Origin of the sequence: Sorangium sp. So ce693, from assembly GCF_051521375.1 — a bacterium.
GTDB classification, from domain to species: domain Bacteria; phylum Myxococcota_A; class Polyangia; order Polyangiales; family Polyangiaceae; genus Sorangium; species Sorangium atrum.
In genome coordinates, this window is sequence record NZ_CP150347.1 from 1,556,382 (window position 1) to 1,570,252 (window position 13,871).

Sequence of the window (13,871 nt, forward strand, 5' to 3'; positions counted from 1 at the left end):
CGCCGGTCAACCGCGGATGAACACCCAGACCGCATCGTCCTGCTGTCGCGGGGCCGCCCTGTAGAACAGCGAGACGTCGACGTGCCGTGTCTTGTGAGGGAAGTGGAACACGAAGCCGAAGGTGGCTTTGAGCTCGCGCCGCTCGACCCCGTCCAGAAAGCGCCCGTGGAACTTCTTCACCCGGCTGCAGGGGGCGATGTCGGTGAAGAAGTTCTTTCCTATGACGTCCTGACGATTCCGGCGCGCCTGACGTTCCTCGTAGAGGTTGTAGGAGAGCACCGTGCCCTCGCGATCCAGCCGGATGATCCCGAAGGGCTGCGCGTCCAGGCCGCGTTCATCCAGGTTGAACACCCCGATATCGAACTCGAACTCACCGGCTGAGGACTGCTCCTCCGAATCCATCCGAAAACCTCCCGACGTGCGCTGCCCCCGACAGACGCTCGCCAGGGTAGGGGACGCCGCGGAGCGCGACAATCCGGCGCGACCTCATCGTGGCGTCGGGCAGGGGAGGGGGCCGCCCTGGGTCGAGCGGCCCGGCCCGCGCGCTCGCCGCGATCTCGCCTCGCGCGCGGCGCGGCGCGGGCGTGCCCGCGTGGACCTCGGCTCGCCGTCCTTCGCGCCGGTAGGACCGAGGGGGTCGCGGCGGCGTCGGTGGAGCGGGCGTTCCTGGGCGATCGCGCGCGCTGCGTGGGTCGAATGAACCGGCGCGGATTCTGCGCGCTCAGCGCAGCAAAAGCACCGCGCGCGAGCGCGGGGGGAGGCGACGCGGGGCATCGCCTCTCCGGTACGCGTGATGCATCTGGTTGGAGCGTGACGTCTCGAATGTCTAGCCTGGCGGCATTGAGTTCTTGAGTACTGGTCTGTGTCGAGTCAGGTCGCAGCGGGAGTTCGATCGATGCGTTCTACGATCTGATGGGCATCTCGCGCGGCGCGGCGGCGGAGGAGGTCCGCCTGCATGAGCAGCTGTTCGACATGTAGAGGAACACCATGACCGGCCTGTACGAGCTTCTTGCGAGAGAAGAGCTTCTCCTGCTCTTCGCCGTCATCCTGCTCGGGCTGATGCTTGGGCGGCTGGAATATCGCGGCTTGCGGCTCGGGACGGCCGGCGTCCTGTTCGCGGGTTTGGGGCTCAGCGCCTGGCTGCACCCTCTGGGAGAGCTGGAGCTGGCGCCGCAGATCAAGGAGCTCGGCCTGCTGCTGTTCGTGTACTGTGTCGGCCTCACCAGCGGTCCCGGCTTCTTCGCCGCGTGGCGCAGCCGCGGTTTGGGGATGAACCTGGCGTGCGCCGCGGCGCTCGCCTGGGGGGCGCTGCTCGCGTGTGTCGCAGGCTGGCTCTTCGGGTTGAACCGCGCGCAGATCGCCGGCCTGTTCTGCGGGGCCCTGACCAATACACCGGCGCTCGGCGCCGTCAGCAGCCGGCTCTCCGGCACCGCGCTCGAGGCGATCCCCGCGCTCGCCTACTCGCTGACCTACCCGGCGGGCGTGCTGGGGGCGCTCCTGCTCGGACGTGGCTTCGCGAAGCGGCGCCGCGACGAGCTCGCCCGCGAGGTCGCGCGGCAAGCCGCGTCGCGCGTCGCGATCGAGTCGAGGAGCGTCGAGGTCACGAACCCCCGCGTGCTGGGACATTCGATCAGGGAGCTGCGCGTGCGCGACGAGTTCGGCGTCGTTGTCTCCCGCCTTCGGCGTGGTGAGGTCGACTCGGTCCCGAACAAGTATACGGTGCTTCACGCGGGTGACGTGATCACGGTGGTCGGCACCCTTCCGTCGATTCAATCCGCCATCGAGTTCTTCGGGAGGGTCTCGAGCGAGCGTCTGGAGCTGCGCCGCGACAGAGTCGACATGCGCCGGGTCCTGGTCTCGAAGCGCGAGCTCGTCGGGCTCACGCTGGGGGAGCTCGACCTCGCGCGCCGTTTCAACGCCCAGGTGACGCGCCTGCGCCGGGCCGACCTCGACTTGATCCCCTCCGACGAGCTCCGCCTGGAGCTGGGGGACCGCCTTCGCGTCGTGGCGCCCGTCGAGCGCCTGGGCGAGCTCAGCCGCTTCCTCGGCGACTCGGAGCGCGAGATCGATGTCGATTACGTCGCGTTGGCGGTGGGCCTCTGCGTCGGCCTGCTGTTGGCGCGGGTGCCCATCCCTCTCTTCGGGACGTCCGTTACGCTGGGGACCGCCGGAGGGCCGCTCGTGGCCGCGCTGATCTTCGGTCGCCTGGGGCGGACCGGCAAGCTGATGTGGGTGCTGCCTTACGAGGCGAACCTGAGCCTGCGAGAGATAGGACTGCTCCTGTTCCTGGCGGGGGTCGGCGTGAACGCGGGGGGCAAGCTCGCGGGGTTGATGAACCGGGAGGGCCTGGCCATCCTCGCGATCGGCGCCTGCGTCACCGTGACGACCAGCGCGCTGGCGTTGGCCCTGATGCGGCGCTGGGGCGGGGCGGGCGTCGTGGCGGCGCTCGGAGGCGCGAGCGGCCTGCAGACCCAGCCGGCCACGCTGGCGGCGGCCTTCGAGCTGTCCCAGCGCTCCGAGGAGACGTACGTCGCGTACGCGCTTGTGTATCCGCTGGCGATGATCGGCAAGATCCTCATTGCGCAGCTGCTCGCCGTGTTGGCCTGAGGCCGTCCCTCGACGACGAGCAGCGCGGCTCCCGAGGACGGCGTCGCGCGGCGAGGCGCCGGGCAGCTCCTCACGTCGTCGCGGCGGCCTCGGCCGTTCCGCCGCCGTCCGCGCTCTCCTCGGGATCTCGCTTCGCGTGCGGGAAGCGGTCCATGCGGCTGAGCACGGGGAAGCCGAGGGCCCACAGCGCGGCGACCACGACGGTGGCGCTGCCGCCGAGGAGGATGGCCGGGAGCAGGCCGAGCCAGCTGGCGGTGAGGCCGGACTCGAACTCGCCGAGCTCGTTGGAGGCGCCGATGAACACCGCGTTGACGGCGCTCACCCGCCCTCGGATGGAGTCCGGCGTCTCGAACTGCACGAGGATGTGACGGATATAGACGCTCACCATGTCGCCTGCGCCGACGAGGAACAGGGCGATGAGCGCGACGGTGAAGCTCCGGGTCTGCCCGAGGCCGATGGTGGCGAGCCCGAACACGGCGACGCCGCCGAACATCCAGCGGCCCACCTGGCGCGTGATCGGCCGGAAGGCGAGGACGCCGGCGGTGATCGCGGCGCCCGCGGCCGGCGCCGTGCGGAGCAGGCCGAGGCCGGTCGGGCCGGCGTGGAGCACGTCGCGCGCATACGCGGGCAGGAGCGCGACCGCGCCGCCGAACAGCACCGCGAACAGGTCGAGCGAGATCGCGCCGAGCACCGCCGGCTTCGACCAGACGAAGCGCAGCCCCTCCAGCACCGCGCTCCACGACGTCGGCTCGGCGCGCCTCGCCTGCTGGGCCGCGCGCACGAGGCTCATGAGCGCGAGAGAGACGAGGAGCAGCGCCCCGACGATCGAGTACACGACCTTCGACCCGGCGAGGTAGAGGAGCCCGCCGAGCGTCGGCCCGACGATGACCGCGACATGGAAGCTCGATGAGCTGAGCGCGACTGCCTTGCTGAAGCTCTCCTGCGGCACCAGGTTCATCAGGATCGCCTGCTGCGCCGGCATCATGAAGGCGCGCGCGCTGCCGAACAGCACGAGCACCGCGAACACGGGCCACACCACGGTCAGGCCAGACACCGTGAACGCGAGCAGCAGGAGGGAGCAGACCAGCTCCACGCCGAGGCCGAGCGTGATGATGCGGCGCCGGTCGAACCGATCCGCCGCCTGGCCGGCGAAGAGGATCAGCGCGAAGAAGGGCGCGAACTGCGCGAGGCCGATGAGGCCCAGATCGAAGACATCGCCGGTCAGCGCGTAGACCTGCCAGCCGATCGCGACGCTCTGCATCTGCACCGCGACCGCGGAGAGCAGCCTCGCCGCGAGGTAGAACGCGAAGCTCCGGTGGCGCAGCACGCCGAGCCCGGTGAGGTTGTTGGAAGACATCTCGGCGCCTGCGGCGGCCCTGTTGGGGCTATGTGGACTCTCGCTCATGTATGATGAGCACTAGGGCATGTCGCGACCGAGTCCAGGAGCCGCGCCGCCGTTGCCGGCACACCCGGCGTGTGCGACGGGCGATTCGCCATGAACCGCAACATCCGTACCAAGGTCCCCGCGCGCGCGGCGGCCGCCGGAGCGGCGCGCGCCAGGCGCGATCAGGCCGCAAGCGGGCGGAGGGATCGCGGTCGCTGCTGCTCCAGCAGCAGCCGGTGGTGCTCCGCTGCGCCGCCACGAGCAACGCAGGCCGCGAGCGCGTCAGCCCTGCGCGAGCCGGGCGAGCGCCTCGCCGGTGACGCGGTGGACGGTCCACTCGTCCATGGGCTTGGCGCCGAGCTTCCGGTAAAAGCCGAGCGCCGGCTCGTTCCAGTCGAGCACGGACCACTCGAAGCGCCCGCAGCCGCGCTCCACCGCGAGCTTCGCGAGGTGCACGAGCAAGGCCTTGCCGTGGCCCGCTCCGCGGTGCTCGGGGAGCACGAAGAGGTCCTCGAGGTAGATCCCGGGCTTGCCGAGGAAGGTGGAGAAGCTCTGGAAGAAGAGCGCGAATCCCACCGGGGTCCCCTCCGCTTCGGCAAGGACGACCTCGGCTGCCGGCCTCGGGCCGAAGAGGTGCGCTTCGAGCTCTCTCTCCTCGAAGGTGACCTCGTGCGCGAGCCGCTCGTACTCGGCGAGCATCCGGATGAGGCGGGCGATGGTGGGAATGTCGGCGGCGGTGGCGGGGCGGATCATGGCGTCTCTCCGGCGCGTCATACCGCATCGTCGCGCAGCGGTGGAGGGAGTAGGCTCCCCGCCTGCATGACCATGAAGACGCCGCCCTCCGCCGCCGGCCCGCGCTGGCTCTACCTGCACGGCTTCGCCTCGGGCCCGAGCTCGACCAAGGGCGTCCAGGTCGCCGCGCACTTCGGGCGGCGCGGGGTCGCCGTCGAGCGGCTCAACCTGCGGATACCCTCGCTCGAGCGTCTGCGCCTCAGCGCGATGATCGACGCCGTGAAGCAAGCGCTCGGCGGAGAGCGCGAGCGGGCCGTGGTGATGGGATCGAGCCTCGGTGGCCTCACCGCGTGCCGCGTCGCCGAGGAGGACGCGCGGGTGTGCGCGCTGGTGCTGCTCGCGCCGGCGTTCCGGATCATGGAGCGATGGCGGCAGCGGCTCGGCGAGGAGGGCTTCCAGGCGTGGAAGGAGCGGGGGTGGCTCGAGGTCGACGACTACGCGGAGAAGAAGCGAGCCCGGGTGGACTTCGGCTTCGCCGTCGACGCGGCCGAGGTCGATGACCGCTCGGGCGGCTGGCCGGACGTGCGGGTACCGACGCTGATCGTCCACGGCCGGAGCGATGACGTGGTGGACATCGAGCTCTCGCGGACGTTCGCCGCGGGGAAGCGGCATGTCCGGCTCATCGAGGTGGATGACGGCCACGAGCTCGTCGCCTCGATCCCGCGCATCCTCCACGAGGCGGACGAGTTCCTGCGCCATTTCGTCGGCGGCTGACGAACACGCGTTGTCACCAGGACCGCGAACTCTGAGCGTGTGTTCAGTACACTCTGCCCGATACGCCGGTCGGACCGTCCCCTCACCGACCGACTGGCATTCTATGCGAAAAGGGCACAGCTATCAAGAGCGAAGAGCGTCGCTTACAGATCGCGTGTGATCGGCCGCGGATCGGCCGCGGTCGAGCGATCGGAGGAGCGAATGGCGACAGCGACGGCCACCGGGCGCACCGCGCCCATCAACGACATCGAGATGTACTACGAGCTTCGCGGCGAAGGGCCGCCGCTCGTGCTGCTCCACGGCTTCACCGGGGCGAGCGGCGACTGGGCTCACGTGTTCGACCCCGCGGAGCTCGGGAGTGGACACACGGTCATCGCCCCCGATCTGCGCGGCCACGGCCGCTCGACCAACCCGGCGGGCTCCCTGACCATCCGTCAGTGCGCCTCCGACGTCTTCGCCCTCCTCGATCACCTCGGGGTGAAGGCGTTCCGGGCCATCGGCCTCAGCTTCGGCGCCAAGTGCCTCCTGCACCTGGCCACGCAGCAGCCGGACCGCGTGGAGTCGATGGTCCTCGTGTCCGCGACACCATACTTCCCCGAGCAGGCCAGGGCGATCATGCGCCTCGTCTCCGACGAGGGCCGCTCGGAGGAGGAATGGCGGGACATGAGGAGCCGCCACGCGCTCGGCGACGCGCAGATCCGAGCGCTGTGGAATCAGCCGCGCCGCTTCGCGGCCAGCCACGACGACATGAGCTTCACGCCCCCCCACCTGTCGACCATCACGGCGCGCACGATGATCGTGAGCGGCGACCGCGATCCCCTCTACCCGGCCGAGATCGCCCTGGAGATGTACCGCGCCATCCCGCGCTCCTGCCTGTGGCTCCTGCCGAACGGCGGACACGGCCCCATCTTCGGGGAGTGGAAGGAGCCGTTCGCCCGCGCGGCGCTGGCGTTCCTGCGCGCTGATCCGGGCGAGCAGGCCGTGACCCCGGCCTGACGAGGGAGCCGCGCGGCGCGCGGCGTCACTGCGCGCCCTCGGCGCGCTCCTCCACCGGCGCCTGCGCGCCGAGCTTCGGCAGCCGGACGCTCAGCGTCTTCATCTCTCCCGGCTCCACGTTGACCATCAGCGTCTTGGGCGCATGCCCAGGAGCGGACAGCACGAATCGGTGTCCCTCACCCACCGTGAGCCCCTCGATCCTCGTGCGATTGCCCTTCCAGAGCTTCCCGTCGACGAAGACGCTGGCCGGCGGATCGACCCAGAGCACCACCGTCGCCGTGAGCCTGTCGAGATCGGCCACGACCTCCTTGAAGCGCACCTCATCGCTCAGCTTCACGGCCGTGCGGTACGGCTTGTATCCGTCTTTGGTGAGCTTGATGTGGAGCTCACGCCCGAGCGGAAGCTCGCGGAGCTTGGCCGGCGTGGCGACGGGGTGACGCTCGCCGTTCACCCAGATGGCGCAGCCCTCGGGCTTGCTCGTGATCTCCAGCGAGCCCTTCGCCTCGACCGGCGCGGGCGGCTCCTGACGGCTCGCCTGGGCGTCGTGGACCATCGTCATGAACTCGGCGTGCCGCTCCGAGAGCTGGCCCTGCATGTAGAGGAACCCAGGCACGAGCGCGAGCGCGCTGGCGGCCGGGATGAGCGCCGCAACACCTCCCTTGCCCGCGAGCGGCGGCGGGCTGCTCAAGGTCGTCGGGCTCGTGCTCGTCGGGACGCCGCTCTGCGAGACGGTCGCGCCGCCGCTCATCTCCAGCGACCAGCGCTGCTGCTGCGCCGCGATCACGTCGATGAGCTGCCTGACGCCGAGGAGCGCCTCCTTGTGCCGAGCGAGCTTGTCCTGGAAGAGCGACTCCATCCATGCCGTGAGGCCCATCGGCGAGACGGGGATGCGCTCGCCGCGGATGAGCTCCTCGATCGCCGCGTGCATCTCGCGGGCAGACTGGTAGCGATCCTCGCGCCGCTTCTCGAGCGCGCGCAGGACGATCTTCTCCAGCCCCTTCGGGTAGCCGGGCTTGATGGAGCTCGGGAGGGGATACTCCGACCCGTGGATCTGGAGGAGCGTCCGCATCTGGGTACCGCCCTTGAACAGCCGTTTGCCCGTCGTCATCTCGAACAGGACCACGCCGGCGGCGAAGATGTCCGCGCGATGGTCGATGCGATCCCCCGCCACGTGCTCCGGGGCCATGTAGGCGAACTTGCCCATCAGCACGTTCTCTTTCTGCTCCTCGACGTCGCCGAGCCCGCTCCGCGCGATGCCGAAGTCGACGATCTTCACGTCGCCCGTGTAGCTCACGACCACATTGCGCGGTGAGATGTCCCTGTGCACGATGCCGAGCGGCGTACCGTCGAGGCCGCGCTTGTCGTGGATGTACGCGAGCCCCGCGCAGACGCCGAGGATGACGCTGAGCGCGTGCTCGAGCGGGATCCCTCCCGGTTCGCGCTCCGCCGCCTCGCGCACGATCGAGCCGACGTCCTCGCCGTGGATGTGCTCCATCGCGATGAAATACGTCCTGTCCACCTGCCCGGCGTCGAACGTCTGGACGACGTTGGGATGCGAGAGCGTCGCCGCGACGCGCGCCTCGTGGAGCAGCATGTCGATCAACGACGGATCCTGGTTCATCGAGGGCAGGATGCGCTTGATCACGACGAGCTTCTCGAAGCCGAAGGACGAGCGATGGAGCGCGAGGAAGATCTCCGCCATGCCCCCTGACGAGAGCTTCGACAGGAGCGTGTATTTGCCGAACTGTTTCGGCAAGAGCTCAGGTGCGTTTCCGGCCGTGCTCGGCGGCGCGCCGCCCGCGGCCGACGCGGTACGCTCTTGCATGAGACATTCTCCTGGTTCCATGGACGCCACTGTAAGGCCAGCGCAAAGGGGCCTCGCGAGGAGCGCTCTCGTGCGAGTCTTACCATGGAGCGGTCATGAGATCTCAGCTTTTTTGAATGCGTCCGCCTGAAATGGCGGAGCGCGGAGCCGCGCGCGCAACGCAATCTCCGGAAACATGAGCGATACATGTTCGTTCCGACGCTCGGCTAATGTCTCCCTCCTCGCCCATGGAGGGAGAACAATGGCGCAGGTTTCCTCCGAGCTCCTGGCACCGACCCGCCGGTTGACGCGCCTGTACGTCAGCGCGCTCGGCGCCGTGGCGCTCTTGTCGGTCGTGGCGCAGCTCCTCGTGCAGCACGCGTTGAACCAGCAGACGAGCGACGCGCACATCGTCAACGTGGCCGGACGCCAGCGAATGCTCAGCCAGCGGCTCAGCAAGGCCGCGCTGACGTTCCAGGTGACGACCGACCCCGCCGAGCGCAAGGGCCGCGCCGACGAGCTGGCGCAGGCGATGGCGCTCTGGGAGCGGTCGCATCGCGCGCTCCAGCACGGCGATCCCGGGATGGGATTGCCTGGGAAGAACACGCCGGAGGTGACCCGTATGTTCCAGGCGATAGAGCCATTGCACCAGAGCATGCTCCGGGACGCGAAGGATCTCCTCGCCGCGGTCGGCGCCGGCGGTGAAAAGCCGGTGGAGGCGGCCGCCATCCAGCCGATCGTCGCGGCGATCCTGGCGGCGGAGCCGGGCTTCCTGATCGGGATGGACCGGGTCGTCTCTCAGTATGCCCATGAGGCGACCGCGCGGATCGAGCGGCTCCGGCTCGTCGAGCTGATCCTGCTGTGTGTGACGCTGGGGGTCCTCTTCCTCGAGGGGCTCTATATCTTCCGCCCGGCAGTGCGCGAGATCCGAAGGACGATCAGCCACCTCATCCAGGCCAGGGGGCACCTCGACAACACGGTTCAGGCGCTCCGGGCGATCGCTGGTATCGGGCACCCGTGATGCACGTCGGCGCTCCGTGACCGCCTGTCCGACCTGCGCCGCCGCCGGGTGGCGTTCAGAGGGCGAAGGCGGCGGTCACAGCCAGCCGCAGCCGCCGTCGAAGTCGAGGGGCGGCGTGGGCTCCGTGGACGACTGCGATTCACGACAGGCATCCTCGATGTTCTGTCGCAACGTCAACATCAGGTTGTTGTCGTCCTGGATGTCCGTGTCCGGGTACTTCCCGAGCCACGCCGCGATCGGCGCCTTCATCATCTCGATGACCCCGAGCGAGCGCCGGCAGTCGCCCGCCTGGTAGAAGTCGAGCGCGCCGCGCAGCGCCAGGTACATGTTCAGCATCATGTACGGCTTGCCCGAGCCGCCGTCGGAGATGTTCCACCACCTCGAGTCGGGGTTCTGCCCGGGAGGCAGCGCGTTGAGCAGCGTGGTGTCGACGTTCTGCCCGGCTCCGTCCTTCGCCGACGTCCAGCCTGCCGTCACCTGGAAGGCGGCCTTGTCCGGCCCGATGTCGTCGGCGAGGGAGGCGTCGGCGAGGAGCTCCACGAACAGACCACCACCGCCGCCGCGGCGGCTGCCGCCCACGTCGGTCGCGCCGTCGCGCTGGCCGATGAACAGCGCCGGCATCTCCAGGGTCGCTCCCGTGGAGCTGGCGGTCGCCCGCTTCGTCCCGTAGATGCGCCCCACCTTGTAGCCGGCGGACGGGGTCACCTCCAGGCTGAAGGCCGTCGCCAGCGGGAAGAGCGTGGTCTTCCCCTCCTCCGAGAGCAGACCGCCGAGGTCGCCCGCGGTCAGCGCGTACGCGTACGTGCCCGCGCCCATCGAGCCCAGCGCCGACGGGATCCTCACCAGGAAGCGCTCGCCCACGCCGATCACGCCGAACGCCGTGCCGTTCTCCACAAGCGCCTCGCCGAGACCGAGGATGCGGTCGGGGTCCGTGATACCGCTCGTCGCGTGCCCGCTCGTCAGCAGGAGCACGCGGTGCGCGCCCTCGAAGCCGGCCGCGTCGCCCTCCTCGAACGCGTTCTCGGCGGCGGCGATCCCCTCGTACAGGCCGACGAGCTCGCCGGTGCCGTCGCCGAGGCGCTCGTCGGCGACGAGGCTCGTGAGCTCCGCCGACCCCGGCGCTGCGAGGAAGGCGCGGCGCTCGACCCTCTCGCCATAGCGGATGACGCTGACGCGGTCCTCGGGACGCAGGCTGGCGAGCAGCCCTCCCATCCCCGCGTCGAGCGCGTCCTCATCGATGCCGGCGAAGCTGCTGCTCTCGACGGCGATCGCCAGGTGAACCGGCGGCCTCTCCAGCGTCGAGGGGTCGACCGCGGTGTTCATCGCGACGAAGGCCATTGTCCAGTTGCCCCCGTTGAAGCGCGGCGCCACCGCGAGGAACGGGTGAACGCAGACGTCCTTGCCGCAGTCGGCGTCGGGCAGGTCGATCGCGTGCTCGGCGAAGAACCCGACGGGGTCCAGCGTGTCGAGCGTGGGCACCTTCCCCGCCTTCACGATCGCGCGGAACTGGGAGATGTCCTGCGCCCCGCCCTGGGCCACGTTGACCGAGCCTGTGGGGGCTTCGCTGCCCGCGCCGTCGTCGCTCTGGGTGGAGCAACCGACGGCGGCGGCGCAGAGACCGAGTGAGATCAGCTTCCTCTTCGACAGCATGTGACTCCTCCTCATTCGTAAGCAATCAACAGGTCCGCGGACGCGTTGGGCGTCTGGTAGCCCGCGTCGCACTCGTCACGCCCGGCGAGCACGCGCTCGGCGCGGCCCACCCGCACGCGGAAATTCGGCCCTTCGAGGGCGTCTCCAGGGCTCAGCAGGGTCTTCGCGCCGCCGCTCTGCACCGCCACCACCGCGTCGGTGACGTAGGCGCCGCAGTCCAGCCGGTCGCCCTCGCACCCGGTCGCCTCGATCGAGGCAGCGAGGCCTGCGATCTGGAGGTCGACGACGTTGTGATAGACCTCGATCCGCTTCGTCGAGTCGACGGCCGAGACCTCGAGGTGGTCGCCCTCGTCGGACCATTGCACCGCTTCGCCCGCCGAGAACGGGAAGTCTTCGATCGGAATGCACAGATAGTAAGTCCGAGGGGTGAAGCTCGGGTCCGGCTCGCCGCCGCCCTCGCCGCCGGTGCCCATTCCACCCTCGCCGCCGGTGCCGCCAGAACCCGCGTCGTCAGCGCCACCGACGTCGGCTCCGCCAGCGCCAGCGCCGTCAGCGCCACCGACGTCGGCTCCGCCAGCGCCCGCACCCGCGCCGTCAGCGCCGCCGGCGCCGGCTCCGCCCGCACCCGCGCCGCCGGTTCCCACGCCGCCCGCGCCATCACCGGGGCCGAGCCTCGGATAGATCATGGCCAATTCGATGCAGCCGTCCGACAATGCATCGATGTTCGCGATCTCGCCGACCACCGGCTTCGGCCAGGGGGCGGCCCACTGGAAGGACGATTGAGGCGCGCCAGCGCACACCGAGGGCCCGACGTTCGTCTGCAGCGCGCCCGTCTTCACCTGTCCGGGCGCCACCACCGACTGCGGCTTCAGCGCGACGCGCCCCGCCACCGTCTCCGTGTCCTCCCAGAAATCGCTGTTGTCGCTCACGTTCTGCGGAATCGTGACGGTTTGCAGGTCGGACCACCATGCCATCACAGGCCGCAGTCCATCCGTCTCGAGCAGCACCACCTCGCAACGCCCATCCGAGGTGGGCGCCGTATCCTCGAAGTTGCCTGCGGCGAGGTGGGCCTCGGTCCGGTTGAGCGGGAGCGTGTCCTGCGGGTCCAGCCGATACGTGATCCCGAGGTTGAACGCGCTCGGCCCGAACATGCGTGTCGGATCGCCGGAGGTGACGGCGGCGCAATCGAGCGACGCGTCCACCCAGCGCACGCGAACGTCCACGGTCCCGGGCGTGACATTGATGAGATAGGCGTCCGTGGAATAGCCGGCGGGTGCGGGGGTGCCGGTCGCGACACAGGCGAAGGCGGCCGCCCCCAGGATCGCGCGCTCGAGCACCCAGGCGGTGCGCGAGCCTTCCTCGGCGCTCCGGGCGGGGAGCTCCGGGCTGGAAGCGGCGCGCGCCGAGAGGCGCCATGCCGGGACGAGGACCACGAGCGCGGCCAGGTCCGTCGGATCTTGCCAGATACGCCACCTGATCCCCGCGAGGCCGACGAGCCCCACGAGGAGCTGCGCGGCTGCGGCCGACAGCTTGATCGCCGCGAACGGCGCGGCCACCGCGGCGAACGCCAGCGCTCGCCCGCGCGACGTGCGCGCGCCCACGAGCGCGGCTGCGAGGACGGGGGCGACCACGAGGCCGGCGAGGTCGCTGAGCTTGCCAGTGAGGGCGCCAGGCAAGAGCCCGGCGCCTTTCAGGAGGTGGTCGTTGACCACCAGGAGCGCCAGGGCGCCAAGGAAGAGGGGGTGGCGGAGGAGCGCGAATCGAGGCGACACAGATCGCCGTGACCGTGACATCAACGTCAGAGCATCCGCGGGGCCGCCGGCGTTTCGCCGTGATGAGTTCAGCATCGCCGCGAGCCGATAGCAGCGTGCGTGCCACTCGGACGCGCTTTGCTCGCCGAGGTTGTTCCGGACCCGGCGTGCTACAGCTCGCCCTCGCCCTCGCGCCTCTGCGAGCCGGCGTCTCTCCTGTCCGGCTCGTCCCGGCTTTGTTCGGAGCTCTGCGCGCGCAATGCGATCCTGCCTGTTACCGTCCGCCTTCTCTTTTCTCGCGTCCCTCTCCGGGTGTGGCCCTGTCGACCGTGAGCGGTCGATCCCCGCAGAAGCCAGCGATTGTCCCACGCTGTTCGGCGAGGACTTCACCGAGACCCGCGCCGTCGACATCGGCGACGCGTCGTCCGGGACGTTCGTGCCCTACGCCGACGGCTCCAGCGTGAAGCTGATCCTCGGCAATCAGGGCTCGATGATGATCACGCCCTGGGTCCAGGTGGAGGGTCTGCCCGGCGACGCGGAGGAGACGTGCCATGTGGTGCGCCTCGCGAACGCGTTCGAGGGCCCGCTCGCCGACGATCCCGAGGGGATCGCCGCCGCGCAGTTCAACATCCAGTTCATCAAGACCGGCTCTTTCCTGGTCTCGGACGGCGCGCTCTACCACCCTTTCGCGTGGGACCGCGAGGCCCTCGAAGGTCAGAAGCTGGAGCTCGCGGTGACCGTGCGCGGCGACGGATACGAGGGCACGAAGAGCGTGAGCATCGTGCTGGAGTGAAGAACCCTGCCAAGGGTCGTTTTGGAGGCGGCGCGGAGGTGGCGACCTGGCGGAAGGGTCGTTTTGAAGGCGGCGTGAAGGTGGAGATCTGGCGGAAAGGTCGTTTTGGAGGCGGCGCGGAGGAGGCGACCTGGCGGAAGGGTCGTTTTGAAGGCGGCGTGAAGGAGGCGATCTGGCGGAAAGGTCGTTTTGGAGGCGGCGCGGAGGTGGCGATCTGGCGGAAGGGTCGTTTTGGAGGCGGCGCGGAGGTGGCGACCCGTCCAAACCGTCGTTTTTTGACCAGCGCCCAGGTGGCGATCTCTCCAGGATCCCGTTTGGGAGGCGATGTCCAGGTCAGGATCTGGGCGCTACTGTAAAAT

General features: G+C 69.7%; 12 protein-coding genes. 6 read left to right on the forward strand and 6 right to left on the reverse strand.

The window, feature by feature from the left end; all coding sequences use genetic code 11:
- Positions 1-6: 6 nt before the first annotated feature.
- Complete coding sequence (locus WMF14_RS05800; protein WP_272100481.1) at positions 7-402, reverse strand: PAS domain-containing protein; 396 nt, start codon at positions 400-402, stop codon at positions 7-9.
- Between the two features lie 585 nt (positions 403-987).
- Between WMF14_RS05800 and WMF14_RS05805 the strand changes: the two genes are divergently transcribed.
- A complete protein-coding gene (locus WMF14_RS05805; protein ID WP_437799187.1) occupies positions 988-2,607 on the forward strand; it encodes an aspartate:alanine exchanger family transporter in 1,620 nt (539 codons plus the stop codon).
- Between the two features lie 70 nt (positions 2,608-2,677).
- Here the strand turns inward: WMF14_RS05805 and WMF14_RS05810 are convergent, their stop codons facing one another.
- Together WMF14_RS05810 and WMF14_RS05815 are read right to left on the reverse strand one after the other, a co-directional pair.
- Positions 2,678-3,964, reverse strand: a complete 1,287-nt coding sequence (locus WMF14_RS05810) for an MFS transporter (RefSeq protein WP_437799188.1) — start codon at positions 3,962-3,964, stop codon at positions 2,678-2,680.
- A gap of 309 nt (positions 3,965-4,273) precedes the next feature.
- On the reverse strand, positions 4,274-4,765 hold the full coding sequence (locus tag WMF14_RS05815) for a GNAT family N-acetyltransferase (RefSeq protein ID WP_272100485.1): 492 nt from the start codon (positions 4,763-4,765) through the stop codon (positions 4,274-4,276).
- A gap of 45 nt (positions 4,766-4,810) precedes the next feature.
- Between WMF14_RS05815 and WMF14_RS05820 the strand changes: the two genes are divergently transcribed.
- Together WMF14_RS05820 and WMF14_RS05825 are read left to right on the forward strand one after the other, a co-directional pair.
- Complete coding sequence (locus tag WMF14_RS05820; protein ID WP_437799189.1) at positions 4,811-5,497, forward strand: YqiA/YcfP family alpha/beta fold hydrolase; 687 nt, start codon at positions 4,811-4,813, stop codon at positions 5,495-5,497.
- Between the two features lie 201 nt (positions 5,498-5,698).
- Positions 5,699-6,493, forward strand: coding sequence for an alpha/beta fold hydrolase (locus WMF14_RS05825; RefSeq protein WP_437799190.1), 795 nt, complete (start codon positions 5,699-5,701; stop codon positions 6,491-6,493).
- A 25-nt stretch (positions 6,494-6,518) separates the two neighbouring features.
- On the opposite strand, the gene WMF14_RS05830 is transcribed toward WMF14_RS05825, so the two are convergent.
- Entirely contained in the window at positions 6,519-8,318 is a 1,800-nt protein-coding gene (locus WMF14_RS05830) for a protein kinase domain-containing protein (protein WP_437799191.1), read from the reverse strand.
- Positions 8,319-8,559: 241 nt separating this feature from the next.
- Between WMF14_RS05830 and WMF14_RS05835 the strand changes: the two genes are divergently transcribed.
- Complete coding sequence (locus WMF14_RS05835; RefSeq protein WP_437799192.1) at positions 8,560-9,318, forward strand: type IV pili methyl-accepting chemotaxis transducer N-terminal domain-containing protein; 759 nt, start codon at positions 8,560-8,562, stop codon at positions 9,316-9,318.
- A 75-nt stretch (positions 9,319-9,393) separates the two neighbouring features.
- On the opposite strand, the gene WMF14_RS05840 is transcribed toward WMF14_RS05835, so the two are convergent.
- Together WMF14_RS05840 and WMF14_RS05845 are read right to left on the reverse strand one after the other, a co-directional pair.
- A complete protein-coding gene (locus WMF14_RS05840) occupies positions 9,394-10,968 on the reverse strand; it encodes a hypothetical protein (RefSeq protein WP_437799193.1) in 1,575 nt (524 codons plus the stop codon).
- 11 nt (positions 10,969-10,979) lie between these two features.
- Positions 10,980-12,740: a hypothetical protein gene (locus WMF14_RS05845; protein WP_437799194.1), complete on the reverse strand. Its 1,761-nt coding sequence runs from the start codon at positions 12,738-12,740 to the stop codon at positions 10,980-10,982.
- 238 nt (positions 12,741-12,978) lie between these two features.
- On the opposite strand from WMF14_RS05845, the gene WMF14_RS05850 reads away from it, so the two are divergent.
- Both WMF14_RS05850 and WMF14_RS05855 read left to right on the forward strand, forming a co-directional pair.
- The gene (locus WMF14_RS05850) at positions 12,979-13,512 is read left to right on the forward strand and encodes a hypothetical protein (protein ID WP_437799195.1); all 534 of its coding nucleotides are present in this window, start codon (positions 12,979-12,981) and stop codon (positions 13,510-13,512) included.
- A complete protein-coding gene (locus tag WMF14_RS05855) occupies positions 13,509-13,868 on the forward strand; it encodes a hypothetical protein (protein ID WP_437799196.1) in 360 nt (119 codons plus the stop codon). Before WMF14_RS05850 ends, WMF14_RS05855 begins: the two co-directional genes overlap by 4 nt.
- Positions 13,869-13,871: the final 3 nt, after the last annotated feature.

What these genes read in the sequence shown, in the direction of transcription:
- WMF14_RS05800 (WP_272100481.1), bottom strand. Translation starts at nt 402, where the DNA reads ATGGATTCGGAGGAGCAGTCCTCAGCCGGTGAGTTCGAGTTCGATATC.
- WMF14_RS05805 (WP_437799187.1), top strand. Translation starts at nt 988, where the DNA reads ATGACCGGCCTGTACGAGCTTCTTGCGAGAGAAGAGCTTCTCCTGCTC.
- WMF14_RS05810 (WP_437799188.1), bottom strand. Translation starts at nt 3,964, where the DNA reads ATGTCTTCCAACAACCTCACCGGGCTCGGCGTGCTGCGCCACCGGAGC.
- WMF14_RS05815 (WP_272100485.1), bottom strand. Translation starts at nt 4,765, where the DNA reads ATGACGCGCCGGAGAGACGCCATGATCCGCCCCGCCACCGCCGCCGAC.
- WMF14_RS05820 (WP_437799189.1), top strand. Translation starts at nt 4,811, where the DNA reads ATGACCATGAAGACGCCGCCCTCCGCCGCCGGCCCGCGCTGGCTCTAC.
- WMF14_RS05825 (WP_437799190.1), top strand. Translation starts at nt 5,699, where the DNA reads ATGGCGACAGCGACGGCCACCGGGCGCACCGCGCCCATCAACGACATC.
- WMF14_RS05830 (WP_437799191.1), bottom strand. Translation starts at nt 8,318, where the DNA reads ATGCAAGAGCGTACCGCGTCGGCCGCGGGCGGCGCGCCGCCGAGCACG.
- WMF14_RS05835 (WP_437799192.1), top strand. Translation starts at nt 8,560, where the DNA reads ATGGCGCAGGTTTCCTCCGAGCTCCTGGCACCGACCCGCCGGTTGACG.
- WMF14_RS05840 (WP_437799193.1), bottom strand. Translation starts at nt 10,968, where the DNA reads ATGCTGTCGAAGAGGAAGCTGATCTCACTCGGTCTCTGCGCCGCCGCC.
- WMF14_RS05850 (WP_437799195.1), top strand. Translation starts at nt 12,979, where the DNA reads ATGCGATCCTGCCTGTTACCGTCCGCCTTCTCTTTTCTCGCGTCCCTC.